Annotated in this window: 23 protein-coding genes; 5 read left to right on the plus strand and 18 right to left on the minus strand. The window is 64.9% G+C overall.

Annotated elements, in window-relative coordinates:
- Window positions 1-226, plus strand: a 226-nt coding sequence (locus AC1D34_RS12130) for a hypothetical protein (protein WP_476824319.1), incomplete at its 5' end; no start/stop codon positions are given.
- Window positions 227-761: 535 nt separating this feature from the next.
- On the opposite strand, the gene AC1D34_RS12135 is transcribed toward AC1D34_RS12130, so the two are convergent.
- The 3 genes from AC1D34_RS12135 to AC1D34_RS12145 all read right to left on the minus strand — a co-directional run bounded on the left by AC1D34_RS12135 (window position 762) and on the right by AC1D34_RS12145 (window position 3442).
- Window positions 762-920 (minus strand): hypothetical protein, encoded by a 159-nt coding sequence (locus AC1D34_RS12135; protein WP_476824320.1) that lies wholly within the window; start codon window positions 918-920, stop codon window positions 762-764.
- A 1133-nt stretch (window positions 921-2053) separates the two neighbouring features.
- A complete protein-coding gene (locus AC1D34_RS12140) occupies window positions 2054-2785 on the minus strand; it encodes a FadR/GntR family transcriptional regulator (RefSeq protein WP_441508498.1) in 732 nt (243 codons plus the stop codon).
- 147 nt (window positions 2786-2932) lie between these two features.
- Window positions 2933-3442, minus strand: a complete 510-nt coding sequence (locus AC1D34_RS12145; RefSeq protein WP_441508499.1) for a MaoC family dehydratase — start codon at window positions 3440-3442, stop codon at window positions 2933-2935.
- Between the two features lie 125 nt (window positions 3443-3567).
- On the opposite strand from AC1D34_RS12145, the gene AC1D34_RS12150 reads away from it, so the two are divergent.
- The gene (locus tag AC1D34_RS12150) at window positions 3568-4353 is read left to right on the plus strand and encodes an SDR family oxidoreductase (RefSeq protein ID WP_441508500.1); all 786 of its coding nucleotides are present in this window, start codon (window positions 3568-3570) and stop codon (window positions 4351-4353) included.
- A 14-nt stretch (window positions 4354-4367) separates the two neighbouring features.
- On the opposite strand, the gene AC1D34_RS12155 is transcribed toward AC1D34_RS12150, so the two are convergent.
- The 4 genes from AC1D34_RS12155 to AC1D34_RS12170 form a co-directional block, all read right to left on the minus strand.
- Window positions 4368-5408, minus strand: coding sequence for a phosphotransferase family protein (locus tag AC1D34_RS12155; RefSeq protein WP_441508501.1), 1041 nt, complete (start codon window positions 5406-5408; stop codon window positions 4368-4370).
- Between the two features lie 13 nt (window positions 5409-5421).
- Entirely contained in the window at window positions 5422-6819 is a 1398-nt protein-coding gene (locus AC1D34_RS12160) for a phenylacetate--CoA ligase family protein (protein ID WP_476824321.1), read from the minus strand.
- Window positions 6820-6896: 77 nt separating this feature from the next.
- The gene (locus tag AC1D34_RS12165; protein WP_476824322.1) at window positions 6897-7316 is read right to left on the minus strand and encodes a Zn-ribbon domain-containing OB-fold protein; all 420 of its coding nucleotides are present in this window, start codon (window positions 7314-7316) and stop codon (window positions 6897-6899) included.
- A gap of 4 nt (window positions 7317-7320) precedes the next feature.
- Window positions 7321-8499 carry a thiolase C-terminal domain-containing protein gene (locus AC1D34_RS12170; protein ID WP_476824323.1) on the minus strand — a complete coding sequence of 393 codons (1179 nt, stop codon included), beginning with the start codon at window positions 8497-8499 and terminating at the stop codon, window positions 7321-7323.
- 317 nt (window positions 8500-8816) lie between these two features.
- Here AC1D34_RS12170 and AC1D34_RS12175 point away from each other — a divergent pair, with 317 nt between their 5' ends.
- Genes AC1D34_RS12175 through AC1D34_RS12185 form a run of 3 tightly spaced genes read left to right on the plus strand, consistent with a single transcriptional unit; the run spans window position 8817 to window position 13978 of the window.
- On the plus strand, window positions 8817-10037 hold the full coding sequence (locus tag AC1D34_RS12175) for an acyl-CoA dehydrogenase family protein (RefSeq protein WP_476824324.1): 1221 nt from the start codon (window positions 8817-8819) through the stop codon (window positions 10035-10037).
- Window positions 10038-10050: 13 nt separating this feature from the next.
- Window positions 10051-12156 (plus strand): 3-hydroxyacyl-CoA dehydrogenase NAD-binding domain-containing protein, encoded by a 2106-nt coding sequence (locus tag AC1D34_RS12180; RefSeq protein WP_476824325.1) that lies wholly within the window; start codon window positions 10051-10053, stop codon window positions 12154-12156.
- Window positions 12157-12163: 7 nt separating this feature from the next.
- A complete protein-coding gene (locus tag AC1D34_RS12185; RefSeq protein WP_441508506.1) occupies window positions 12164-13978 on the plus strand; it encodes an acyl-CoA dehydrogenase in 1815 nt (604 codons plus the stop codon).
- Window positions 13979-14060: 82 nt separating this feature from the next.
- Here AC1D34_RS12185 and AC1D34_RS12190 read toward each other — a convergent pair whose 3' ends face one another.
- The 11 genes from AC1D34_RS12190 to AC1D34_RS12240 all read right to left on the minus strand — a co-directional run bounded on the left by AC1D34_RS12190 (window position 14061) and on the right by AC1D34_RS12240 (window position 23021).
- Entirely contained in the window at window positions 14061-15239 is a 1179-nt protein-coding gene (locus AC1D34_RS12190) for an ABC transporter substrate-binding protein (RefSeq protein ID WP_441508507.1), read from the minus strand.
- 67 nt (window positions 15240-15306) lie between these two features.
- Window positions 15307-16002, minus strand: a complete 696-nt coding sequence (locus AC1D34_RS12195; RefSeq protein WP_476824326.1) for an ABC transporter ATP-binding protein — start codon at window positions 16000-16002, stop codon at window positions 15307-15309.
- On the minus strand, window positions 16002-16712 hold the full coding sequence (locus tag AC1D34_RS12200) for an ABC transporter ATP-binding protein (RefSeq protein ID WP_476824327.1): 711 nt from the start codon (window positions 16710-16712) through the stop codon (window positions 16002-16004). Before AC1D34_RS12200 ends, AC1D34_RS12195 begins: the two co-directional genes overlap by 1 nt.
- Window positions 16709-17713, minus strand: coding sequence for a branched-chain amino acid ABC transporter permease (locus AC1D34_RS12205; protein WP_441508510.1), 1005 nt, complete (start codon window positions 17711-17713; stop codon window positions 16709-16711). Before AC1D34_RS12205 ends, AC1D34_RS12200 begins: the two co-directional genes overlap by 4 nt.
- A complete protein-coding gene (locus AC1D34_RS12210; RefSeq protein WP_103871312.1) occupies window positions 17710-18558 on the minus strand; it encodes a branched-chain amino acid ABC transporter permease in 849 nt (282 codons plus the stop codon). The genes AC1D34_RS12205 and AC1D34_RS12210 overlap by 4 nt, the downstream gene beginning before the upstream one ends.
- A 4-nt stretch (window positions 18559-18562) precedes the next feature.
- On the minus strand, window positions 18563-19336 hold the full coding sequence (locus AC1D34_RS12215) for an SDR family NAD(P)-dependent oxidoreductase (protein ID WP_441508511.1): 774 nt from the start codon (window positions 19334-19336) through the stop codon (window positions 18563-18565).
- A 7-nt stretch (window positions 19337-19343) separates the two neighbouring features.
- Window positions 19344-20120 carry an SDR family NAD(P)-dependent oxidoreductase gene (locus AC1D34_RS12220; RefSeq protein WP_441508512.1) on the minus strand — a complete coding sequence of 259 codons (777 nt, stop codon included), beginning with the start codon at window positions 20118-20120 and terminating at the stop codon, window positions 19344-19346.
- Entirely contained in the window at window positions 20117-20317 is a 201-nt protein-coding gene (locus AC1D34_RS12225; protein WP_441508513.1) for a hypothetical protein, read from the minus strand. The genes AC1D34_RS12220 and AC1D34_RS12225 overlap by 4 nt, the downstream gene beginning before the upstream one ends.
- 115 nt (window positions 20318-20432) lie before the next feature.
- On the minus strand, window positions 20433-21221 hold the full coding sequence (locus AC1D34_RS12230; protein WP_441508514.1) for an enoyl-CoA hydratase/isomerase family protein: 789 nt from the start codon (window positions 21219-21221) through the stop codon (window positions 20433-20435).
- A 145-nt stretch (window positions 21222-21366) separates the two neighbouring features.
- Complete coding sequence (bktB, locus tag AC1D34_RS12235) at window positions 21367-22548, minus strand: beta-ketothiolase BktB (protein ID WP_476824328.1); 1182 nt, start codon at window positions 22546-22548, stop codon at window positions 21367-21369.
- Between the two features lie 101 nt (window positions 22549-22649).
- Complete coding sequence (locus tag AC1D34_RS12240; RefSeq protein ID WP_441508516.1) at window positions 22650-23021, minus strand: phage integrase N-terminal SAM-like domain-containing protein; 372 nt, start codon at window positions 23019-23021, stop codon at window positions 22650-22652.
- Between the last annotated feature and the right edge of the window lie 85 nt (window positions 23022-23106).

The following is a 23106-nucleotide window of genomic DNA, read 5'->3' on the forward strand; positions in this document are numbered from 1 at the left end:
CCAGTGGGCCGCGCGCGGCATCGCGCTTGTCACGGCCTATCATGACAAGTGCACATCACTGCCCACCGGCGTTCTCGCGAGGGCGAAGCAACAGATCCCAACCATCCCGCGAAGCGCGATGGAGGCTGCGAGAGACGGGGTGCTGGCCGAGTGGACAGCCGGCCCGACGCAGTTCTGCGCCACCTACAAGGCAGAGATCGAGCGGGCTGCGACCGCCCTGCGCTAAAGGAGCAAGCCCACCAAGCATCGCCGCGACCAAATGCCTTCGCCTCGTTATTGCCGCCACGAGTGGCCCTCTACGCAGCCATCCGCTTCTTCAGACGGAGCGAGGCATGAACGAGCATTACCAGCGCTGTGGGACAGGGTGTCCGACTACGCGGACGGCATCATTGCCCTCATCAAGGCCGGCGAGGTCCATCCGAACGCCTATGAACGCTGATCCTGTCATTTCTTGACCAGGCTGCTTACCGGGAGCACCATAGGGCGTTGCAAGACCTTGCCATGACCCGCTTCGACGGCCGGAGGAGCCGCAGTAGCGGATAGTCCAACTGGCACCCCGGTGGCCTCCCGAGGGAAGTCCGGGTGATTAAAACCCCGTAGAAGCCAGCGTGTGGCCGCGGCACTACGGGGTTTTTTTCAGCGATGATGTGCTATTAATTTCACTAGCCGCGCTGCCTCGACGCCGGCGCCGAAGTCATTATCGTCGGACGCAATGAGGCCCGGTTGGCCGACCTCGAGGATCGAGGTATCTGCTTCCGTAGCTATTCGCGTCGCTGAGACGGATCGCTCCGTAATTTGGCAATCGCGTTGGCAACCAGATCCAGTGCTTCGAAGGCCGATCTCTTCCAACGCCGTTCGCCAACCGAAAAGCCGGTCAGGTAACCGGCCAGGAATGTAATGACGAGCAGGCCGGCCTCCATGACGCGAGCCCTCACCAGATGCCACCAGGCAGATGCAAGGCCAGGCTGTCAGCAACCGATCGCTTTTGAAGCGACGCCTAATGAGGCCGCCAACGCGTAAAACCACCCTTTCACAGATCTCAGAAATTCCGGCCTATCCGTGCAAATTCCAACAGGCACGACGCGCTGTTGCGCATTCGACTGTCGGTCGCGACGGCGCTTGGCTGGTCGGGCTAGCGCTTCCGACTCTGCCCTTTGCCTGTGCCCGCTTGCGATGCGCTTCAGTCCCTGCGGCGGCTGATCGAATGGTCGACCGCGATCAAACGATCGAACAGAAGTTGGCGAAGATCACGTTCGCAGGTAGACACTTAGCGAAGGGACGAAAGCCGGAACCAGATGCTGACGCGGGATGAATTCTGGCTCTTGCAGCTTTACCGGCCGGACGTTCTGCCTCGAATTGCGGCCGGGCAAGGCGCGCGACGAACTGATCCGCAAGGGACTGATCGAAAGGACGCCCGCGCCGGCGTGGGCGGGCTTTAACACCTAAGCGCTAACTGAGCGCGGGCGGACGGTCATGGGTGTGCTGCCGAAGTCGCCGGATTGATCAGTTGCGAGGATACGAGGGAAGCAGCCGAGTTGAAGGGCCCTATCGAACGTCAGCTTTGCGACGGAGACCACCGAAAGGCCAGTCTCGACCCAAGTGAGACGTTCGCGGCAGACCGCCAGACGGTGAAAGATGGCCCATAGCCGACGCGGCGGACGTCTGCTCTTGGGCACTCCGGACGGCCCAAGGAAAGGACGACCCTTCCCAGATGTTGAAAACGACCGGTGGCGGGCAATCTAGCTGCCCATGCGGCCGGCAGCCGAAAACTGACGACCCATTGCCAAGCTAGCCGCCATGCGATTTTTCGCGCAGCAGCGGCGATAGGCGGAAGCTCTGAGTTTGGCGGTTACTGCCGCGCAGGCCGGCAGTTAGCGTGGTGGTGTTTATTCTTGTTTTGCTCTAGTGCTATGCCAGCGTCGAGCGCGAGCCGCTCCCTCCGCAACTTCTCAACTTGATCCCTTGGCCCAGGCCGACGGCTGGATTTCCGGGGGGCGTTTAATCTAAAAACCGGTTGCTGCCGTCTGTGCAGAATCTGCCGGCGTCTCGCGTATCAGAAGCTCTCCAATGGCCTGTCGATATCGAGACCAGTCTGTTCGAAACCACGCTTGAAATCGGCGATATGGCGATGCATCCACGCAGCGGCCTCGTCGGCGTCACGCTCCTTCAGGGCCTTCAACAAGGCGTGATGGGCGTCGATGATGCGCTTCTGCGTCTTGAGCCGCGGCAGAATTGCCTTGCCGGCCGGCATGAAAAGCTGGCTGATCGGCTCGCGCGCAAGCCCCAGTGCGCGGTTGCGGGCCGCCTGAGCGATCAGATCGTGGAAGACAATGTCGAGCCTGACGACCTCGACATGATCGTTGATCGCCTTTTCCATCTCCGCGACATTCTGCTGAAGCAAAACGAGTTCCGGCGCCGTGATACGTTCCGCCGCGTAGCGGGCAACGACCGGCTCGATGGCGATTGAAGCCTCCCACAATTCCCGGAACGTGACTTCGTGCAGGCGCAGCAGGCGGCTCGTGCGGGCAGCAGTCGCGTAGATGTGCGGCAACGTGACCTGCAGCCGCTGGCCCGATTTACGTTGTACGAGGCCGCTCTCCTCGAGCATGCGGATGCCTTCGCGCACAGTCGAGCGATTGACGCCGAACTGCTCGGCGAGGTGGGTCTCGGTCGGCAGCAAGACTCCTGGCTTCAGTTCGCCCTTCACGATCTGCTGTTCGATCGTGTCGAAGACCAGGCGGTAGACGGGAGCGGTATCGAGCTTCTTGAAGGTCTGGTTTGTCACGGCGTTACCATCGCTGGGCATGGTTCGATGTCGAAATGATATTCCAAAAACCGCCATAGCACGTCTTGCGTTGCCGGATCCCTGCAGACTGGAAACAGGCTGCCCTTCGATGCGAATGTCCACGTCTATCGCCGTCGACGGTCCGCATCAGCTAGGTGATCCGCGCCTGGCACAGAGGCTCAGGGCCTCGTGCGGCATGACCGCGATCGTCGCCGTGGCCTCGACGAAGGCCACGCCTGCCTTATCGAAGAGGCCGCCTTCCAGGGCCATGATCACACCGCGAAGCGACGGCTTCGGCGTGATCGTCCGGACGATCCAGCGCGCTGTCATGGCCGCATCCGCCGGCACTGCCTTCCTGAGCTGGAATGAGCAGCCGAGGCCCAGCGATGCATTGTCGGGGAAAATGTGATTGGCGAGGCTTCCCAGCAGCAGCCCGGTTGTCTGGGTGCCGCTGGCGATCAGACCGCCGAACCGTGTGCCGGCGGCCAGCGCCTCATCGTGATGGAGTGGATTGGTATCGTTGGTCAACGTCGCGAAGGCCCGAACGGAATCAGGCGTGAACGCGATGTCGGCGACCAGTTCCTGCCCCACGACGAAAGGCGCACGCCAACGATCGACATCGGTCGCCATGTCCGCGTCCATTCCGGGCTTCGTCATCACCATTCCGGAGCCATGCTTTGGGCTTGCTTTCAAGGTTTGTCGGGTTATTGATTTGTCCAACAGAAATGAATGGTGGTCAACACGCGGGCAACCTTGGCCGCATTGAAGCCGAAAGCGTTGCCATGTCGTCCAGCCCCCTTCATGCCTTGCTCGACCTGACCGGCCGGGTCGCCATCGTCACCGGTGGCTCCCGCGGGCTCGGCCTGCAAATCGCGGAGGCGCTCGGGGAATTCGGAGCGCGGGTCGTTCTGGTGGCGCGCAAGGCCTCCGAGCTGGAGACGGCGGTGTCTTCGCTCAGGGCGCAAGGCATCGAGGCCGACGGCTTCCCCTGCGATCTTTCGCAGGCCGATGGCGTGGTAAAGCTTTGCGATTGGATCGCCGGCCGTTACCCACAGGTCGATATCCTCGTCAATAATGCCGGGACGTCCTGGGGCGCGCCGACCGTCGACCACCCGCTGGAGGGCTGGCAAAAGGTCATGGCGATCAACCTGACCGGCATCTTCCTGCTGACACAGGCCGTGGCGAAGCGCTGGATGGTGTCGGCGAAGCGCGGGCGGATCATCAACATCGCCTCGATCGAGGGGCTGCGTGGCCATCACCCCGATCTCGTCGGGACGATCGGCTACAACACCGCCAAGGGTGGCCTGATCAATTTCACCCGGGCACTCGCCGCCGAATGGGGCCCTCTGGGCATCACCGTCAATGCGCTCGCGCCGGGTTACTTTCCCTCGAAGCTGACGGCAGCGACGCTCGACCAGCACGAGGCGCAACTCATCGCGCATACGCCGCGGGGCGAACTTGGCGGGCCGCAGGATCTCAAGGGGGCCGCTTTGCTCCTTGCATCCGATGCGAGCGCCCATATCAGCGGGCAGGTGTTAGCGATCGACGGCGGCTATACGGCGATCTGAACTCTGCCGCCGCTCTAGGCGCGGGCGGCGAAGGTTGCAGCCTGTGTCAGGCACAGCTCGGCGACCCGGCCGCGCGTCAGCGCCTGCGGGGATGCTGCGTTGCCATCAAGCGCGCGCTTGTAGACGCCCTGCAGAATGGCAGCGAGCCGATAGAAGGCGAAGGCGAGGAAGTAGCCGCGCGTCGGCACCGCATCGATCCCGGATTCCCGTGCGTAGATATCGAGGAACGCGGCCTCGCCGGGGATGCCGAGGGCGGTAAGATCCTGATCGGCGAGGCCGTTCAGCACGATCTGCGGCAGGTGGTGCCAGATGCAGCAATAGGCGAGATCGGCCAGCGGCTCGCCCACGGTGCATAATTCCCAGTCGAGCACCGCCGCGACCTCGTTGTCCCTGAAGATCAGGTTCTCGATGCGATAGTCGCCATGGACGATGCCGATGTTCTCCGTCGCGGGCTTGCGGTCGAGCAGCCATTGCCCGACGGTCTCGATCCGGGGGTCGTCCTGCGTCTGCGCGGCGATATAGGCGCTGCGCCAGACGCCGACCTGCCGGCCGATGAAATCGCCGCGTGGCTTGATGCCGGCCTGTTCCAGAACCGCAGGGTCGACGCGGTGAAGCCGCGCCATGGTGCCAGCCATCGCCTGGTAAATTGCCCGGCGCTCGGCCGGTGCGTGGTTTGGGAGGGCCGGGTCGGAATGCACGGCRCCGGCAACGTAATCCATCACGAAGAAGCTCGTGCCGATGATCTCGCGATCCTCGCTGGCCAAGAGCGGCCGCGGCACGGCGAAGCCCTCCTTGTGGAGCGCCCTGATGATGTTGTGCTCGCGAACGACATCATGGGCGCGCGGCATTAGCTGGCCGTCGGGCTGTTTGCGCAGCACGATGCGGCGCTCGCCGGCCTGCAGCAGATAGGTCGGATTCGACTGGCCGGCGTCGAACTGGCGCTCGATCGCCACATGCTCGGCAGCGCCGATGACATCGTTGCTGCGCAGGGCCCGTTCGAGCCGCGGCAGCGCAGCCTCGAACGAGGACCGCTCGGCGCTTGCAGGAACTTGCATGGCGGTCATGGCCTCACGAAGCTTTGTCGGCGAGCTGGTAGCCGTTGGGGCGTTCGTCCTTCCAGCGCCTGGCCTTGTTCTCGAAGAAGGGCAACTCGTCACGCGGAACCTCTACCGTCTTCATCAGCACGTTGGTGCGTTCCTTGATCGCGGCCTGAATGCGTCGGAGCGTTGCGGCGCGCTCCTCCTCGCTGCCGGCGGCATGTTCGGGCTTCAGCCCGATCTTCACCAGAACCTCGGTGCGTCCGCGCTCATCGACGAAGACACTGCCGATGTACTCGGCAACTTCATGATGGGCGAAAACGGCGAGATCGACGGCAGACGGCCAGACATTGTTCCCGCGGATCTTCATCATGTCGTCGTAGCGGCCGATCGTGCCGCTCTCGATGCAGGTCCAGGCGCGGCCATTGGCGGCAGAGGCCAGCGGCAGCAGCCGTACCCGGTCGCGCGTGCGGAAGCGCACGACAGCCGAGCCCTCGATGTCGAGATTCGTCAGCACGACCTCGCCGAACTCGCCTTCCCTGACCGGCTCGTCGGTTTCAGGGTCGAGCACCTCGACGAGGACATGCCAGTCGAAGCACTGCATCGGCGCGCGACTTCCGTCGGGTGCGACCACACCCTGTTCGCCGGTCGAGCAGATGAAGCCCGCGCCCTGCGTGCTGCCATAGCCTTCATGCAATTTGGCGCCCCAGAATTCCTGGACCTGCAGCGCCCATTCGACCGGATAGCCCTCCGCCGCAATGAAAAGGGCTTTCATCGTCGGGAACTGCTTGTGCGGGTCGATGCCGCGCCGACGCAACGCTTCCGTCAGTGTGTGGAGGTAATTGGTCGAGGCATAGATGAAATGGACCTCGCCGAAGCGGCCCATCAGGTCGATCTTGGCATCGGTGCTCATCGTGCCGCCGACGGTCAGCGGCAACGCCCCGGCCGCGCGAAAACCTTCGGTCGGCCCCCAGCCGCCGGTGGTAAGCCCGCCMGAGGGCACGCAATTGAGGCCGATATCGCCCTGGCGCAGGCCGACGATATGCCAGGGCAATTGATGGAAATAGCCCTGCATGACGAGGTCGCGCTGCGAGCGGCCGTAAAGTTCCTGCCCCTGCCCCGATGTTCCGCCGGTCATACAGATGAGCGCGACATCCTCGCGGGCGATGCCGAGACGGCGCCCGAAAGGCGGGTGTTCATTCTGGTCGGCGAGGCAATCGGCCTTCGTGATGGTGGGAATCCGCCGGAGATCCGCCAGCGAGCGGATATCCTGCGGGCGCATTCCAGCCTTCTCCCACCTCTCCCGATAGAAGCCGCTGTTGGCCTGCAGCCGTTCGAGCTGCCGCCGCAGCTTGGCCAGCTGCAGCGCCTGCATCTCGTCGCGGCCGAGCGCGCCCATGCGCGCGATAATGGCGGAGGAGGAGTTCATCGCCTTCGTTCCGTGACGTTTCCTGCAAAACTCGCGGGCGTGCGATCGCCTCGCATCGCCCCAACCCATCCGCCCGCTCAGGCGGGCTCGAACAATGGCAGGACGACCTCATCCGTCACCTGCTTGAAGGTGACCTTGACCGGCATGTCCGCGACCACATCCTCGGGCGAGCAGCCAATGATGTTGGAGGGCATTCGCACGCCCTCAGCAAGCTCCACCAGCGCAACAACGTAAGGCACATCCTGCGCATAGACCGGCTTGGGCACGGGATGCCGGACCACGATCCAGCTGAAGACCTTTCCGGCACCCGACGCCTGCTTCCAGGACAGACCGCCTGCACCGCAATGCGCGCACAGATTGYTCGGCGGGAACTGATTGTGCCCGCAGTCCTCGCAATGCTGAATCAACAGCCGGCTCTCGCGGCAACCGGCCCAGAATGGCGCGGAATCGGGATCGGGAACCGGGATCGGCTTCTCATAGGATTCAACCGACGACATCACCCTACCTCCTCAGGATCATTGCGCTGCCGCAGGTCATGGCGCCTGCGGTGGTGAGGGCGATCTCCGCATCGGCGACCTGCCGCGGGCCGGACTGGCCGCGCAATTGCTCCACCGCCTCGATCACATGGTTGAAGCCATGGATGTAGCCTTCCGAGAGGAGGCCACCATGGGTGTTGACCGGCAGCTTGCCGTCACGCCGGATGTGCCCGTCGGCGATGTAGCTGCCGGCTTCGCCGAGTCCGCAGAAGCCCAGGCCCTCGAGCTGCATCAGGATGCTGTAGGTGAAGCAGTCGTAGATCTCGGCTACATCGACATCCCCGGGGCCGATGCCGGCGCTGCGCCAGAGATCATCCGCGATGTAGTGGCTGTAGTTCTTGGAGTGGTCCGGCCAGCGAATGCAGTCGAACAGGTCGTCGCCCTGCTGCGGTCCGCCGCCATAGGCTCCGCCCATGATGTAGACCGGCTTCTGCTTCATGTCTTTGGCACGTTCGGCGGTCGTCACGACGACGGCGCAGGCGCCGTCGGTTTCCAGGCAGATATCGTAGAGGCGGAAGGGATCGACGATCATGCGCGAGGCGAGATAGTCGTCCATGCTCATCGGCTTGCGCTGCATCGCACGGGGATTGAGCACCGCGTTCTCGCGCAGCGTCACCGCAACATTGCCAAGCTGCTCGGGCGTCAGCCCATATTCAACCTGATAGCGCCGGCACCACATTGCCATCGCCTGCGGATAGGTGATCCAGCCGAAGGGAGCGGTGAACTGCGTCGGCCCCAGCGCCCGGAACTCGCGACCGCCGCCGAGCCGGAAGCCCGAGCGACCATTCATGGCCCGGTAGCAGACGACCGTGTCGGCCAGCCCGGCCTCGATGGCCGCGACCGCCGACAGGACGATCAGGTTGGCGGCGTTGCCGCCGGCCAGGAAATCGACCGCATAGCCGGCATTGGGAATTTCGAGCCCCGTCGCCACCGCGATCGCCGGCGCCGAGTCGTTGAAGTTGTAGCTGACGATGCCGTCGATATCGGCAGGTTTCAGCCCCGCATCCGCGWTCGCGTTAGCGGAGGCCTCGATGGCGAGAGCACGAACCGTCCGCCCGGAATTGGCGGAGTAGTCCGTCGTGCCGATGCCGACAATCGCGTATTTGTCCTTGAGCACATAAGCCGATTTGCGAGCGGATCCCATGACTTGCCTTCGTCTGAAAGGGCGCGGAACGGATTCGCGCCTCACCGCCGGAGCAGAGCGCCGCAAGCGCTCCATTGATCGATCTTTGCCCGACAACCGGACAGATAGCAAGGCGTTATCAGACCGCGCGGCCATTACGCGGAAGGCCTTAAAACTCTCGAGAACATCAAATAAATCGGCCATTTTCATATACTTAAAGAGAAATCGCCTTTCTCATCGACCCAGCATGATGTTGGCAATCTTTGTTGTATTGTCCGACAAAGCGACATCGGATAGGGATGATCGCAGACATCAGGTCCACAGCGGAGTGCAGGACGATGGATTTCGATCATTCCCCGAAAGTGAGCGACCTGATCTCGCGGCTGCGCGCCTTCATGAGCGAGGCCGTCTATCCCAATGAACGCGTCTATTTCGATCAGGTGGCCGGGAGCGAAGACCGCTGGACCTCGCCGCTGATCATGGAGGCGTTGAAGGCGAAAGCGAAAGCAGCCGGGCTCTGGAACCTCTTCCTGCCCGATCACGGTGGCGGCGCCGGGCTGAGCAATCTGGAATACGCGCCGCTCTGCGAGATCATGGGGCGCTCGCCTATCGCGGCCGAGGTGTTCAATTGCAGCGCGCCGGACACCGGGAACATGGAGGTGCTCGCGCGCTACGGCACCCCCGAGCAGAAGGCGCGCTGGCTCGAACCGCTTCTGGCGGGCGAAATCCGCTCCGGTTTCGCGATGACCGAGCCGCAGGTCGCCTCCTCTGACGCCCGCAACATCACATCGCGCATCGTGCGCGATGGCGACGACTACGTCATCAACGGCCGGAAATGGTGGACCTCGGGAGCCGGCGACCGCCGTTGCAAGATCCTGATCTTCATGGGGCTGACGGACCCGGATGCCGAGCCGTTCAGGCGCCAGTCGATGATCCTCGTGCCGCTCGATACGCCCGGCGTCGAACTGGTGCGCCCGCTCACCGTGTTCGGCTACGATCATGCGCCGCACGGACATTTCGAGATCACCTTCACCGATGTGCGCGTGCCGGCCACCAACATGCTGCTCGGCGAGGGGCGCGGCTTCGAGATCGCGCAGGGCCGGCTCGGGCCGGGGCGCATCCACCATTGCATGCGCGCGATCGGGCTGGCGGAACGGGCGCTGGAATCGATGGTCGCGCGCGCCCGCGACCGCGTCGCCTTCGGCAAGCCCATCGCCGAGCAGGGCATGCTGCGCGAAGCGGTCGCCCAGAGCCGGATGGAAATCGAGCAGGCGCGGCTGCTGACGCTGCGTGCCGCCCAAATGATGGACACTGTCGGCAACAAGGCGGCCCGCGCCGAGATTGCGATGATCAAGGTCGTCGCGCCGCGCATGGCACAGGCCGTGCTCGACCGCGCGATCCAGATCCATGGCGGCGGTGGCGTCAGCGGCGATTTCGGGTTGGCGGAAGGCTGGGCGCTCGCCCGAACCCTGCGGCTCGCCGATGGGCCCGACGAGGTCCATATCGACCAGATCGCCCGCCTCGAACTGGCCAAGCAGACCGAACTCTGGGCTTGGTGAAGGACAAACCGGCATGACCTCTTCCGCCTCCGTCTGCACGGATATGGCCGGCACCATCGCCGTCCTCACGATCATCAATCCGCCGGTGAACAGTCTCAGCGCCAATGTGCGTCGCGATCTCGTCGCCGCGCTGTCGCGCTCTGTCATCAACGGCGTCACCGGCGTGGTGATTGCCGGCGCKGGCGCCAATTTCTCGGCCGGGGCCGATATCCAGGAATTCACTGCAGGGCTCGACCCGACAGCGCCTGACGCGAACGACGTCCATGCCGCGATCGAGGCCTCGCCCGTTCCCGTGGTCGCGGCGCTGCGCGGGGCCGTGCTCGGCGGCGGGCTCGAACTAGCGCTGGCCTGTCATGGCCGGGTCGCGGATGATACGGCCCGCATCGGCCTGCCCGAGGTCAAGCTCGGGCTTCTGCCCGGCGGCGGTGGGACACAGCGCCTGCCTCGCATCGCAAAGCCCATGATCGCAGCCGACATGATCGCCAGCGGCCGGACACTCGCCGCGGCGGAGGCGATGGCGGCCGGCATCGTCGACCGCCTCGGCCCGGACGTGATGGCCGCGGCGCGGGAGTTGATCGCGAAGCTGGCCGCTTCCGGACAGACCGCGACCGCCAAGCGCCCTCCTCTCTCGGGGCTTGTCGAGGCGATCGAGACGGCGCGCGCCGCCATTCCGGCGAAAAGCCCGCATGCGGATGCGTCGCGGACAGCGCTCGACAGCATGGCCGGCGCGATCCACCTGCCTTTTCCGGAAGCGCTCGCGCAGGAGCGCAGGCTGTTTCTCGGCTTGATGGCGTCGACGCCCTCGCGTGCGTTGCGACATCTTTTCTTCGCCGAACGCGCGGCTGCCAATGCGACCGGCGTCGATAAGACTACGAGAGCACGCGCCATCGAAACGGTCGGTGTCATCGGCGCCGGCACGATGGGCTCGGGCATCGCGATGGTCTTCGCCAATGCCGGTTTCCCGGTGACGCTGATCGAGCGCGATCCGGCAGCGCTGGAGCGCGGGCTGAAACGCATCCGCGACGTCTATGATCGCGCCGTCGCGAAGGGCGATCTCTCAACGTCGCAAGCGCAGCAGCGACTGGCTGATATCGCCGGGCGAACCGATATGTCGGCCCTCTCGCATGCCGACCTCATCGTCGAGGCGGCGTTCGAGGAGATGGCGGTCAAGCTGGCGATCTTCGCCGAGCTCGACAAGCTGGCGAAGCAAGGCGCGATCCTCGCCACCAACACCTCGGCGCTCGACGTCAATGTCATTGCGCGATCGACCTCGCGGCGGGCAGATGTGGTGGGGCTGCATTTCTTCAGCCCGGCGCATGTCATGCGGCTGCTCGAGATCGTCCGGGCCGAGGCGACCGACGCGCAAGTGCTGGCAACGGTGATCCGGCTCGCCCGGCAGGTCGGCAAGACACCCGTCGTCGTCGGCGTCTGCGACGGCTTCCTCGCCAACCGGCTGCTCTACCCGTATCTGCGCCAGGTCGACCTGATGCTGGAGGAAGGCGCGCTGCCCGCACAGGTCGACCTGGCCCTGAYCGGATTCGGCCTTGCGATGGGACCCTGCGCCATGCTCGACATGGCCGGCCAGGATGTCGCCTGGCATGTTCGCCAGCGCCAGCTCAAGGACTGGAACCCGGCGATGCGCTATTCGCGCCTGGCCGACCTCCTCGTCGAACAGGGACGCCTTGGCTCCAAGACCGGAGCCGGCTGGTATCGCTATGCCGCCGGCGGGCGGCAGAAAGAGGACGATCCTGCCGTAGAGGCCATGATCCTGGCGGAGTCGGCCCGGCTGGGCCTCGCCCGGCGCGCTATTTCCGATGAAGAGATCGTCAGGCGCGCCCTTTACGCCATTGTGAACGAAGGCGCTTTCGCGCTGGCCGATGGCACCGTGCAAAGAGCGGGGGATATCGACGTCGCCTATACGCAAGGCGTGGGTTTCCCGGCTGCGCGCGGCGGGCCGATGTTCTGGGCCGATACGGTGGGGCTCAAGGCGATCCATCAGGAGATCGTGGCGCTTCATGCCGGCGGCGACGCCAACTGGACGCCGGCGCCGCTGCTGAAGGCCCTGGCGGAAAGCGGCAGAAGCTTCGGCGATCTCGATCGCGAGCGTCAGGGCGCGTGAGGACGGCATGAGCTATCTCGACGAGCGCAGCCTCGCCTTCCTGCTCTATGACTGGCTCGATGCCGAGCGGCTGACGCGACACCCGCGTTTCGCGGAGCATTCGCGCGAGACCTTCGACGCGGTTCTCGATGTCAGCGCGAAGCTCGCCGCGTCCCGCTTCGCGACGCATTACAAGAAGGCCGATCAGAACGAGCCGGTGCTGGACGGTGAAACGGTTCGTGTCATCCCCGAGATCAAGCAGGCGCTGACGGCTGCGGCCGAAATGGGCCTCTTCGCCGCCGATTTCGCCAGCGAGGTCGGCGGGCTGCAACTGCCCAAGCTCGTGCAGACGGCGTCGATGGCGCATTTCATGGCGGCCAATATCGCGACAGCGGCCTATGTCATGCTGACCACGGCGAATGCCCGCCTGCTCTGCGCCTTCGGCACGCGCGCCCAGATCGAAACCTTCGCTCTGCCCCAGATCGAGGGTCGCTGGCTCGGCACCATGTGCCTGTCGGAGCCGCAGGCAGGCTCGTCGCTGGCCGACATCACGACCCGCGCGCTGGCCGATGGCGAGGATAGGCTCGGCCCCCGCTACCGGCTTTCGGGTTCGAAGATGTGGATTTCGGGTGGCGACCAGAACATCTCCGAGAACATCGTCCACCTGGTTCTCGCCAAGATTCCCGACGCGTCCGGTGTACTTTTGCCCGGTGTTGGCGGCATCTCGCTCTTCGCCGTGCCCAAAATCCTGCCGGACGGGACGCGCAACGACATCGCCGTGGCCGGCCTCAACCACAAGATGGGCTATCGCGGCACCACGAACTGCCTGCTGAACTTCGGCGAGGGGACGCGGCATCGGCCGGCCGGGGCCGCCGGCGCCATCGGCTACCGTATCGGCGAGGCCGGCAGCGGGCTCGCGCTGATGTTCCAGATGATGAACGAGGCGCGCATTTCGGTCGGCCTCAGTGCGGCTGCGCTGGCCGTGCGCGGCTATCGCCAGTCGCTAGACTATGCCCGCGAGCGGCCGCAGGGGCGCCCGCTGATCGGCGGGAGCAAGGACCCGGCGGCCAGACAGCGGCCGATCATCGAGCATGCCGATGTGCGCCGGATGCTGCTCGCCCAGAAGAGCTATGCCGAGGGCGCGCTTGCGCTCATCCTCTATTGTGCCGAGCTGATCGACCAGGAGACGACCGCCGCGACACCGCAGGACAAGGCGCGCGCCACAGCGCTGCTGGGCCTGCTCACCCCGGTCGCCAAGAGCTGGCCCTCCGAATTCGGCCTTGCCGCCAACGATCTGGCGATCCAGATCCATGGCGGCTACGGCTATACGCGCGATTTCGACGTCGAGCAGATCTATCGCGACAACCGTCTCAACCCGATTCATGAAGGCACGCACGGCATTCAGGCCATCGATCTGCTTGGCCGCAAGATCCTGCGCGATCGCGAGCAGGCGCTGGAGCTGCTGGAAGCGAGAATCGAGCAGACGGCTGAAAAGGCTGAAGGGGACGCGCAGCTCGCCGACCTCGCTGTCAGGCTGCGCGAAGGGTGGGCCGAGGCGCGCGCGACGATCGCCGTGCTCGCCTCGCTCGATGACCCGGCTCAGGCCCTGATCAACGCCTCGGTCTTCCTCTCCGGCTTCGGCCATGTCGTAGTCGCCTGGCTCTGGCTGGATCAGGCCTGCGCGGTAACCGCCAAACTTGACGAGCAGGACGGCTTCGCGCGCGGGAAGTTCAGGGCTTGCCGCTATTTCTTCGAGGCCGAACTGCCCAAGGCGCGGCAGCAACTCGCCTTCGTCGCGACCCTCGACACGACGGCCGGCCTGATGCCGCTCGACGAATTCTGATGGCCGAAGGCAACTTTCGCCGCCTCCCAAACTAAAAAGGCCGGGACAGCGTCCCGGCCCTTTCGCTTACAATGAAGCCAGCTCAATTCACCTTGCAGGACACGGCCGGAGCGACGTCGGCGGCGCTGACTGTCGTCTTGACCACAGGGCGCAACTCGCCATTGACGGCCTCTACCACGCCGAAATAGTTCGGCTTGAGGAGCTGGCGGTCTTCGGCGCGCATGACCAGCTTGCCCATGATCGTGTCATAGGTCTTGCCCGGCAAGGCCTTGGCAATGTCGTCCGTCTTGACGCTCTTGGCATCCTTCACCGCCTGGAACAGCACCTGGTAGCCGAGATAGGCTTCGCCCTCGAAATTGGTCGGCGGAACCTTGTACTTCTCGGTCCAGGCCTTGACGAAGCTGTTGTTCTCCGGCGTGTCGAGCGTCGACGAGTAATTGATGATGCCGAAGACACCTTTCGCGGCGTCGCCCAATGTCTTGACTGTACCGTCCGTGGTGAAGCTCACGCCGGCGACGGTGATCGCGTCGGTCAGGCCGAACTGCTTGGACTGCTGTGCGAAGTTGATGGCGTCGCGCCCTGCCAGCACGACCCAGACGCCCTCGGCACCGGCCTTCTTGATCTGCTCGATATAGGGCGCGAAGTCGTTGGTATTGGCCGGCGGGAAGAGCTCGGCGACCATCTCCTTGCCGGTCGACTTCACGGCCTCGGAGAAGAGCGTCGCCGAGCCCCGGCCCCAGGCAATGTCGATCGCGACGACTGCCCACTTCTTCTCCTTGCGCTCCTTCAGCCACGGCTTCACGGTTGCGGCGTCCATGGCCGACTGCGTGTTGACGCGGAAGACGCGCTTGGCGCAGTTGGCGCCGGTCAGTTCGTCGGCCTTGTTGACGACGGAGATGTAAATCGAGCCCCAGCGCTCCATCAGCGGCGCGATCGCCAGCCCTTCACCGGAAGCGATCATGCCGGTCACGACCGGATAGCCCTCCATCACCAGCTTCTCGACCTGGCGGCGGGCGAGATCGGGCTTGGCTTCGGTGTCGTAGGATTTGAATTCGACCTTGCGTCCGTCGACGCCACCGGCGGCATTGGCCTCATCGACGGCAAAACGCGTCGCCCTCATCACCTCGTCACCAAGCGACGCATAGGTGCCCGAAAGATCGGTCGCGACGCCGATCTTGAGCGGATCGGCGGCTCGGGCGGCGCCCGCAGCCGAAAGTGCGGCGGCCAGAGCAAGGCCCGTCATCATCATTGTCTTGGACATGTCTTCGTTCCTCCCTGGGATTGAACTTGATTGCGGCGTTGTTCGCCCCGTTTCTGCGACGGATTGGCTAGATCGCGATGTGCTGCTGAAACTCCTCCGCCCCGATATCGGCAAGCGGGCCCGAAGCGGCGACTGTCCCCTTGGACAGGACATAGAACCGCTCCGCGACGCGCCTGATCAGCCCGACGCTCTGCTCGATCAGCAGGATGCCCATGCCGTCATTGCCGAGCCTGACGAGGAGTTCGGCGAGTTCGTCGACGATGACCGGCGCCAGCCCCTCGCTCGGCTCGTCGAGGATGAGCAGGTCAGGGTTGGCCATCAGCGCGCGGCCGATCGCCAGCATCTGCTGCTGGCCGCCGCTGAGCGCGAGCCCGAGGCTCGCCTTGCGCTCCTCCAGGATCGGGAACAGCTGCTTGACTGATGCAAGCGACCAGGGGCCGCGTCGGCCGGTCGCCGCGCCGAGCAGGAGGTTCTCCTCGATCGTCAGGTTGGTGATGATGCCGCGGCCTTGCAGCACGACCGAGATGCCGTTCTGCGCGGCCGTGTAGCGCTGCAGATCGCGCATCGCCTTGCCACGGATCGCGACATGGCCGCGCTCGATGCGCGTGACGCCGCATAACGTATTGACGACCGTGGTCTTGCCGACGCCGTTGCGTCCGACAAGCGCGACCCGCTCGCCGGCGCCGATATCGAACGACACGCCGTTCAGGATGCGGGCCTGGCCGTAGAGCGCATGGACGTCGTGAAAGGAGAGCAGCGACATCACGCCTCCGTCCCGAGATAGGCCGTGACGACGCGCTTGTCGGYGCGAATCTCCGCGACGCCGCCCTCGGCGAGCGTCTGGCCGAGATGCAGCACGGTGATGCCGTCGCAAATGCTGAAGACAACTTGCATGTCGTGCTCCACGAGCAGCACCGTGACGTTCCAGCGATTGGCGAGATCGCGCAGGATCGTCGCCAGCAGGTGCGATTCCTCGACAGTGAGACCGGCGGCCGGCTCGTCGAGCAGCAGGACGCTCGGGCGCCCGACCAGCGCGAGAGCGAGATCGAGGCGGCGCTGATCGCCATAGCTGATCTCGGCAGCAGGCGTCCGCGCCAGGGCCGTGAGGTTGAGCTCGGCCATCACCTCCTCCATTCCGGCATCGGTCACCGCCCAGGAGGCGATGCGCAATTGCTGTTCGACACTGAGACCCGGGAAGATGTTCGTGCGCTGGAAGGAACGTGCGAGGCCGAGCCGGCGCCGCTCCTGCGGCTTCAGAGCGGAGATATCCTTGCCGTCCAGCAGAACCTTGCCCGGCTGCCCGCGCACGCGGCCCGACAGCACGTCGATYAGCGTCGATTTGCCGGCGCCATTGGGCCCGATGAGTCCGCGGATCTCACCGCGCTTGACGGCGATGTCGACGCCCTTCAAGGCGCGGAAACCGCCATAGCRCCGCTCGACACCGAGGCCCTGGATTGCGACGCTCGCGCTCATGGCTTGCTCCGCCGCCCGGCCCAGAGCCGGAACGCCAACCCGACCATGCCCTGGGGCATCAGAAGCGTGACGGCGACGAGGACGGTGCCGACGATCGCGGGCCAGAATTCGGCGAAGCGACCGGCGAAATCCTTGAGGAAGAAGAAGCATACGGCGCCGATCGCCGGGCCGACGATGAGCTGGGCGCCGCCGACGACCGCCATGATCAAGGCCGTTCCCGAAAGGCTCCAGTGGAACATCTGCGGCGCGATATAGCCGTTATAGGTCGCCTGCAGCACACCGGCGAGTGCCGCCAGGAAGGACGCGATGGCATAGACGACAGCAGGCGGGATGGCGGTGTCGTGGCCGATGAAGCGCGCCCGTTCCTCATTGTCGCGCACGGCGGCGGCGATCTGGCCGATACGGCTGTTTACGAAAAGAGCGAGCCCGGCGAGCGCCAGAACCAGGGCTGACCATGCGACGACGACCATCACTACGGGGTCCTGCAGCGAACTCGATGCGAAACCGAAGATGCGTTGCGGCAGCTCGAACGACATGCCGTCATCGCCCTTGGCCAGCTCGCGCCAACGGAAGGCGATCTCATAGAAGGCCTGGCCAACCGCGAGCGTCAGCATAGCATGAGCCACGCCGGCGATGCGCGCGAAGACGAGGCCGAGCAGGAAGGCGACCAGCGTCGGCAGCGCCAGCGCCAGAAGGAAGGCAACTTCCGGCGCCACCAGCTGGCGCGCGACAAGAACGCCGAATGCATAGCCACCCAGTCCGAAGAACGCCGCCTGGCCGAAGCTGACGCGTCCGTTCTGCAGGACCAGAAAGCCGACGCTTGTCGCGAGCAGGGCGTCGACGATTGCCTGCGTTGTCAGGGAGAGCGTCAGCTTGGACGACACAAGCCAGGGCATCGCGACGCCCAAGGCCAGCGCCAGCGCGGCGAAACCCAGAATCCGCGCCGTTCTTGGCATGACCGGCCTTTTGGCAAGTGCGGCTTTGTCGACGGCAGAGGTCATGTGCGCGACCCCGCAAAGCCTGTCGGCCGCCAGATCAGGATACCGATCATCAGCAGGAAGGGCAGCATGGTCGCTGCCCAGGGAAGATAAATCGCGCCGAGATTGTGGATCTGGCCGATCAGCAGCGCCGCAATGAAGGCGCCGCCGAAGCTGCCGAGCCCACCGATGACCACGACGATGAAAGAATCGATCAGGATGTAATTGCCCATTGTCGGCGAGAGGGTCAGCAGCGGTCCCGCGACCACGCCGGAAAGGCCGGCCAGCGCGGTACCAAGCCCGACCACGACTAGGCTGAGCCGGTCGACGTCGATGCCCTGGATCGAGGTGACATGGGCGTTCGTGCTAGCGGCGCGGACATAAAGCCCCATCCGCGTGAAGCGTAGCCAGGCCGCCAGTCCAGCCGCGACGAGCAGACTGACGGCGATGATGAAGAGCCGGTAGATCGGAAATGGGGATCCAGCGATTTCGACCGTCCCGGCCAGCAGCTTGGGCACGGGATAGCTCAGATAAGCCTTGCCCCAGGTGACCGTGACCACGGTCTCGAGGATGAGAAGCAGCCCGAAGGTGATCAGCACGGTGACGATATGGTCGTGCTTGCGCAGACTGCGGAAGACCAACGCATCGAGCACGCAGCCGACGGCCGCCATGAAGACGACCGAGACCAGCAGGCCCAGCCACCACTGGCCGGAAGCGGCCAGCGTGTAGCCGACATAAGAACCGAGCATAAACAGCGCGCCATGGGCGAAATTCACCACCTCGCGCAAGCCGAAGATCAGCACGAGGCCGACCGCCAGCAGATAGAGCAAGCCGCCATAGACGACGCCGTTGAGGAGTTGGATCGCCATTCGCCTAGCCCGCGGTATAGCCGCCATCGACATAGATGGTCTGGCCGGTGATGTAGGAAGCGGCGCGGGACGCCAGGAAGACGATGAGGCCGGTGACGTCGTCGACCTCGCCCAGCCGCCCGATCGCCGAGCGCGACAGCACCTTGTCGTAAAGCTGGGGCTGCGTGCGGATCAACTCGCGATTGAGATCGGTGACGATGACGGTGGCGCCGACGGTGTTGACCGTGACACCCTGCTGGCCGAGCTCGAAGGCCATGGCCGCGCCAAAATTGGCCAGCCCGGCCTTGGCAGCGCAATAGGCCGTGCGGTTCGCCATACCCCTCCCCGACAGGATCGACCCCATATTGATGATGCGGCCATAGGCGTTTTCAGCCATGACCGGCGCAAAGGCGCGCGAGCACAGAAAGGCTCCGGTCAGGCTGACGTCGACGACATCGCGCCATTCGGTCAGCGAGGTCTCCGCGAGCAGCTTCGGAGAGGTGACGCCGGCATTGTTGAACAGGATATCGGCCCGGCCGAAGGCCGCAACGACCGCGTCGCGCGCGGCCTGCACGGCGTTTTCGTCGGTCACATCACCCTCGACGATGAGGCAGCGGCGGCCCGCCGCCTCCACGGCCTTCGCCGTACGTTCAAGCTTGACGCGGTTGCGGCCGATCACGGCTACATCCGCACCGGCCTCAGCCAGGGCCTGCGCCGCGGCGGACCCGATGCCGCCGCTGCCGCCGGTGATGACCGCCGCGAGACCTTCGAGGCTAAAGGGCTGCGATTTCATGGACATGGCCCGCTCACATCGCCATCTGGCCGCCATCGACCGGCAATGCGACGCCGGTGATGACACGCGCCTCGTCGGAGGCAAGAAACAGGGCCGCAGCCGCGATATCGTCCGGCTCCGGCATGCGAGCGAGCGGAATGGTGGAGCGGAAGCGCTTCATGGCCTCGTCCCGGTCATTCGCCATTCCCGGCAGAAAGGCCGAGAGCATCGGCGTTTCCGTCACAGTCGGGCAGATCGCGTTGACCCGAATGTTCTGCGGCGCTAGCTCGAGCGCCAGGCTGCGCACCAGCCCGACGATGCCGTGCTTGGCGACCGTGTAGAGGCTGAAATTCGGCTTCGCCTTGAGCCCCTGCAGCGACGAGGTGAAGAGCAGCGAAGCCCCGGCCGGATTGCCGGTGGCGCTCTGGCGCAGCGCCGGTAGCGCGGCGCGGGTCATCTTCAGCACGCCGACGAGGTTGACGCGCAGAACGCGCTCCATCAACTCGTCGTCGATCGTCTCGAAGCTGCCCGTAAAGGGCCCGCCGGCGTTGTTGTGCAGGATGTCGAGCGCGCCGAAACGGTCCTGCGCGAATGCGACCGCCTGATTGCACTGCTCGCTTACAGTGTGGTCGCAGTGAATGAAGGCCGCGGCCTCGCCGATCTCGGCCGCGACGGCACGGCCAGCTTCATCGGCGATATCGGTGACGACGACCCGCGCGCCCTCTGCGGCGAAGCGCTGCGCGACGGCCTTGCCGAGGCCGGAGCCAGCGCCGGTGATCAGTGCAACCCTGCCCTGAAGGCGGCGGTTCACGAGCGTACCTCGGCGAGCAACGCGGCGGGCGGCGTTGCGATCTCGAGCATGGCCGCAATGCGGCCGCGCAACTGCGAAGCCTGCCCGCAAAGCAGCGGGTCAGTGGTCCGGCACAGCCGCTCTGCATCGGCGCGCATGCGGATCAAAATCGCATGCTCGTCTTCAGGGTGGCTCTCATGGCGATGCTCATCGCCCATCGGCATCTTCCTTCCCAATCACCGGCCTCTTGTTGCGCGGCTGTGCCGCGCCCGGGCCTTCTCACATCACTTTGTCGCCAGGGCCCGCCGCGCCTGCTGCGCGACCGCCGGATATTCAGCTCCGATAGGACGGCTTGCGCTTCTCCTTGAACGCAAGCAGCCCCTCTGTCGCGTCCGGTACCGTGGTCGCGTAGTTCAAAACAAAATCGATCTCGTAGCGCAGACCGGCTTCGAGGTCGGTCGTCAGCGTCTTGTTGGCGAGATGCTTGGCCGAGGCCAGGCCGACCCGGCTCTTGTCCGCCAATTTCTCGATGAGCCGGTTGAGCGCCTGTTCAAGCTCGGCATGCGGCACGACCTCGTTGACGAGACCGATCTCCCGCGCTTCTGCCGCGCTCAGCAGCTGCCCGGTCAGCATGAGGTGCTTGGCGCGCAGCATGCCGATCGCGCGCGGCAGGCGCTGCGAGCCGCCGGCGCCAGGAAGCTGGCCGAAATTGAGATGGCCATCCCCGATCCGCGCGGTGTCCGCCGCCAGCACTACATCGCAGGCCAGCAGCAGTTCGAGCCCGCCTGCAACGCAAACGCCGTTGATCAGCGCGACATAGATTTTCCGGGAGCTCTCTATGCCCGCCAGCATCGCGAAGAAATCTTCCAGGAAGTCGGAGAACTGCGCGGGTTCGCGGTAGAGCTTCAGATAGCCGTCGAGATCGCCACCGGCCGAGAAGCTGCGGCCGCTGCCGATGATGCTGACGACGAAGACGTCCGGCATCGCCTCGATGGCTTCGACAGCCTGCTTCAGTTCGCGGACCGTCGCCCAGTCGAGCGGGTTGAGCTTCTCCGCACGTTGGAACGACAAGCGGACATGGCCGCCAGATCGCTCCAACCTGACGTTTTCGCCTTCGTTCAACAGGGCATTATCTTGAGAGAGCATTCGCCTCGAACCAATTGTCCGCTTGTCCGACAAAGAAAACGCTAACATCAGCCCGCTTTCCGATCAAGAGAGCGCAGGTGCGCCTCGCGGGATTATTGCGTCCTGTGGGAACGAGCTTGCCTCAGACCCGCTCGAAAATGGCCGAGATACCCTGGCCGCCGCCGATGCACATCGTGACGAGCGCGTAGCGACCGCCGATGCGCTGCAGTTCGTGCACGGCCTTGACGACGTTGATCGCGCCCGTCGCACCGACGGGATGGCCGAGCGAGATGCCGCTGCCATTGCGATTGACGACGGCCGGGTCGAAATCGAGCTCGCGGGCGACCGCACAGGCCTGGGCCGCGAAGGCCTCGTTCGACTCGATCACATCGAGGTCACGCACTGTCAGTCCTGCCTTGGCCAAGGCCTTGCGCGTCGCCGGGACGGGCCCGATGCCCATGTAGTCCGGCTCGACGCCGGCATGAGCATAGGCGACAAGCCGCGCGAGCGGCGTGGCCCCGCTGCGCCGAACCGCATCCTCGCCGGCCAGAACAATCGCCGCCGCGCCGTCATTGATGCCCGATGCATTGCCAGCCGTGACCGAGCCGCCCTCCCTCCTGAATATGGTGCGAAGCAAGGCAAGGTCTGCATGCTTGACGTCATGCCTGACGTGCTCGTCCTCCACAAAGCTCACCGGGCCGGACCGCATCTTGACCTCGATGCCGACGATCTGGTCCTTGAAGCGGCCTTCCCTGATCGCGCGCGACGCGCGGCGATGGCTTTCAACCGCCAGGGCATCCTGCGCTTCGCGGTCGACATTGTAGCGCGTGGCGATGTTCTCAGCCGTCACGCCCATCAGGATGCGGCCGAACGGATCGCGTAGGGCCCCGTCGAGCATATCGACCATCGGCGTATCGCCCATCTTTACGCCCCAACGCATGGAGGGCGACAGAAAGGGAGCCCGGCTCATGCTCTCCGAGCCGCCGCTGAGCGCGGCATCGGCATCCCCCAGTAGAATCGTCTGCGCGGCCGAAATCACGGCCTGCAGGCCCGAACCGCAAAGCCGGTTTACTGTGAATGCCGGAGTCTCGACCGGAATACCGCCATTCACGGCCGCGACGCGGGCGATGTAGGCATCTCGCGGCTCTGTCTGGATGACCTGCCCCCAGGCAACGTGCTGGACCTGCTGGGATGGGATCCCGCTGCGCTCCATCGCCGCCTTCACGACTGTGCTCGCCAGTTCGGCCGGTGCGATGTCCTTGAGTGCGCCCCCGAAGGTGCCTATGGCGGTGCGCTGGGCAGCCAGGATGAAGACCTCGGTCATCGACCACTCCGTACGATTGCGCATGGGCATGCGTTGTCGATTGCGACATAGGTCAATCCTAATGTCGGATTGTCGGACAATCAACAGCTTTACTTTAGACCTCAGGCGGCGCACCGCTCGCAGCGCCCCAGTGCGACCTCCTCGGTGCTCAGCACCACAGGCAGGCGCTCCGGCGTCGGGATCCGCGCCATCCGGTCGCCGAAGCCGGTCCGGCCCAGCGTGACATGGAAGAAGAACCGCAGCGCCGTGCAGGCCTGGTTCATCCGCGAATAGCTCGCACCGAGCGAAGCCAGGTGAAGCTGATAGCGCCGCAGATCTTCCGGTTCGGCCCGGTCGGGCGAGACGCCCAGAAAGGCCGTGAACGCGCGGACCTGCCGAACATAGTCGCGCTGCGTGTGCTCGCCAAACCGGCGGATGGTCATATCCTCGATCATCCGATGGCGCAGCGGACTGACGGCGGCAAGCTCGGTCATGGGGCTCTCCAAGGATCAGGGGTACGACCCCGAAATCCTCGGATGCAGCGCGTCACATGCGAAATCTCGCCGCGGACTACGCTGC

It is taken from the genome of Allobosea sp. P1_A7, assembly GCF_056406775.1.

Excerpts from the sequence above, each read along its gene's own strand:
- AC1D34_RS12135 (WP_476824320.1), bottom strand. The coding sequence starts at position 920 with ATGGAGGCCGGCCTGCTCGTCATTACATTCCTGGCCGGTTACCTGACC.
- AC1D34_RS12145 (WP_441508499.1), bottom strand. The coding sequence starts at position 3,442 with ATGACGAAGCCCGGAATGGACGCGGACATGGCGACCGATGTCGATCGT.
- AC1D34_RS12150 (WP_441508500.1), top strand. The coding sequence starts at position 3,568 with ATGTCGTCCAGCCCCCTTCATGCCTTGCTCGACCTGACCGGCCGGGTC.
- AC1D34_RS12175 (WP_476824324.1), top strand. The coding sequence starts at position 8,817 with ATGGATTTCGATCATTCCCCGAAAGTGAGCGACCTGATCTCGCGGCTG.
- AC1D34_RS12185 (WP_441508506.1), top strand. The coding sequence starts at position 12,164 with ATGAGCTATCTCGACGAGCGCAGCCTCGCCTTCCTGCTCTATGACTGG.
- AC1D34_RS12190 (WP_441508507.1), bottom strand. The coding sequence starts at position 15,239 with ATGTCCAAGACAATGATGATGACGGGCCTTGCTCTGGCCGCCGCACTT.
- AC1D34_RS12195 (WP_476824326.1), bottom strand. The coding sequence starts at position 16,002 with ATGTCGCTGCTCTCCTTTCACGACGTCCATGCGCTCTACGGCCAGGCC.
- AC1D34_RS12205 (WP_441508510.1), bottom strand. The coding sequence starts at position 17,713 with ATGACCTCTGCCGTCGACAAAGCCGCACTTGCCAAAAGGCCGGTCATG.
- AC1D34_RS12210 (WP_103871312.1), bottom strand. The coding sequence starts at position 18,558 with ATGGCGATCCAACTCCTCAACGGCGTCGTCTATGGCGGCTTGCTCTAT.
- AC1D34_RS12215 (WP_441508511.1), bottom strand. The coding sequence starts at position 19,336 with ATGTCCATGAAATCGCAGCCCTTTAGCCTCGAAGGTCTCGCGGCGGTC.
- AC1D34_RS12225 (WP_441508513.1), bottom strand. The coding sequence starts at position 20,317 with ATGGGCGATGAGCATCGCCATGAGAGCCACCCTGAAGACGAGCATGCG.
- bktB (WP_476824328.1), bottom strand. The coding sequence starts at position 22,548 with ATGACCGAGGTCTTCATCCTGGCTGCCCAGCGCACCGCCATAGGCACC.
- AC1D34_RS12240 (WP_441508516.1), bottom strand. The coding sequence starts at position 23,021 with ATGACCGAGCTTGCCGCCGTCAGTCCGCTGCGCCATCGGATGATCGAG.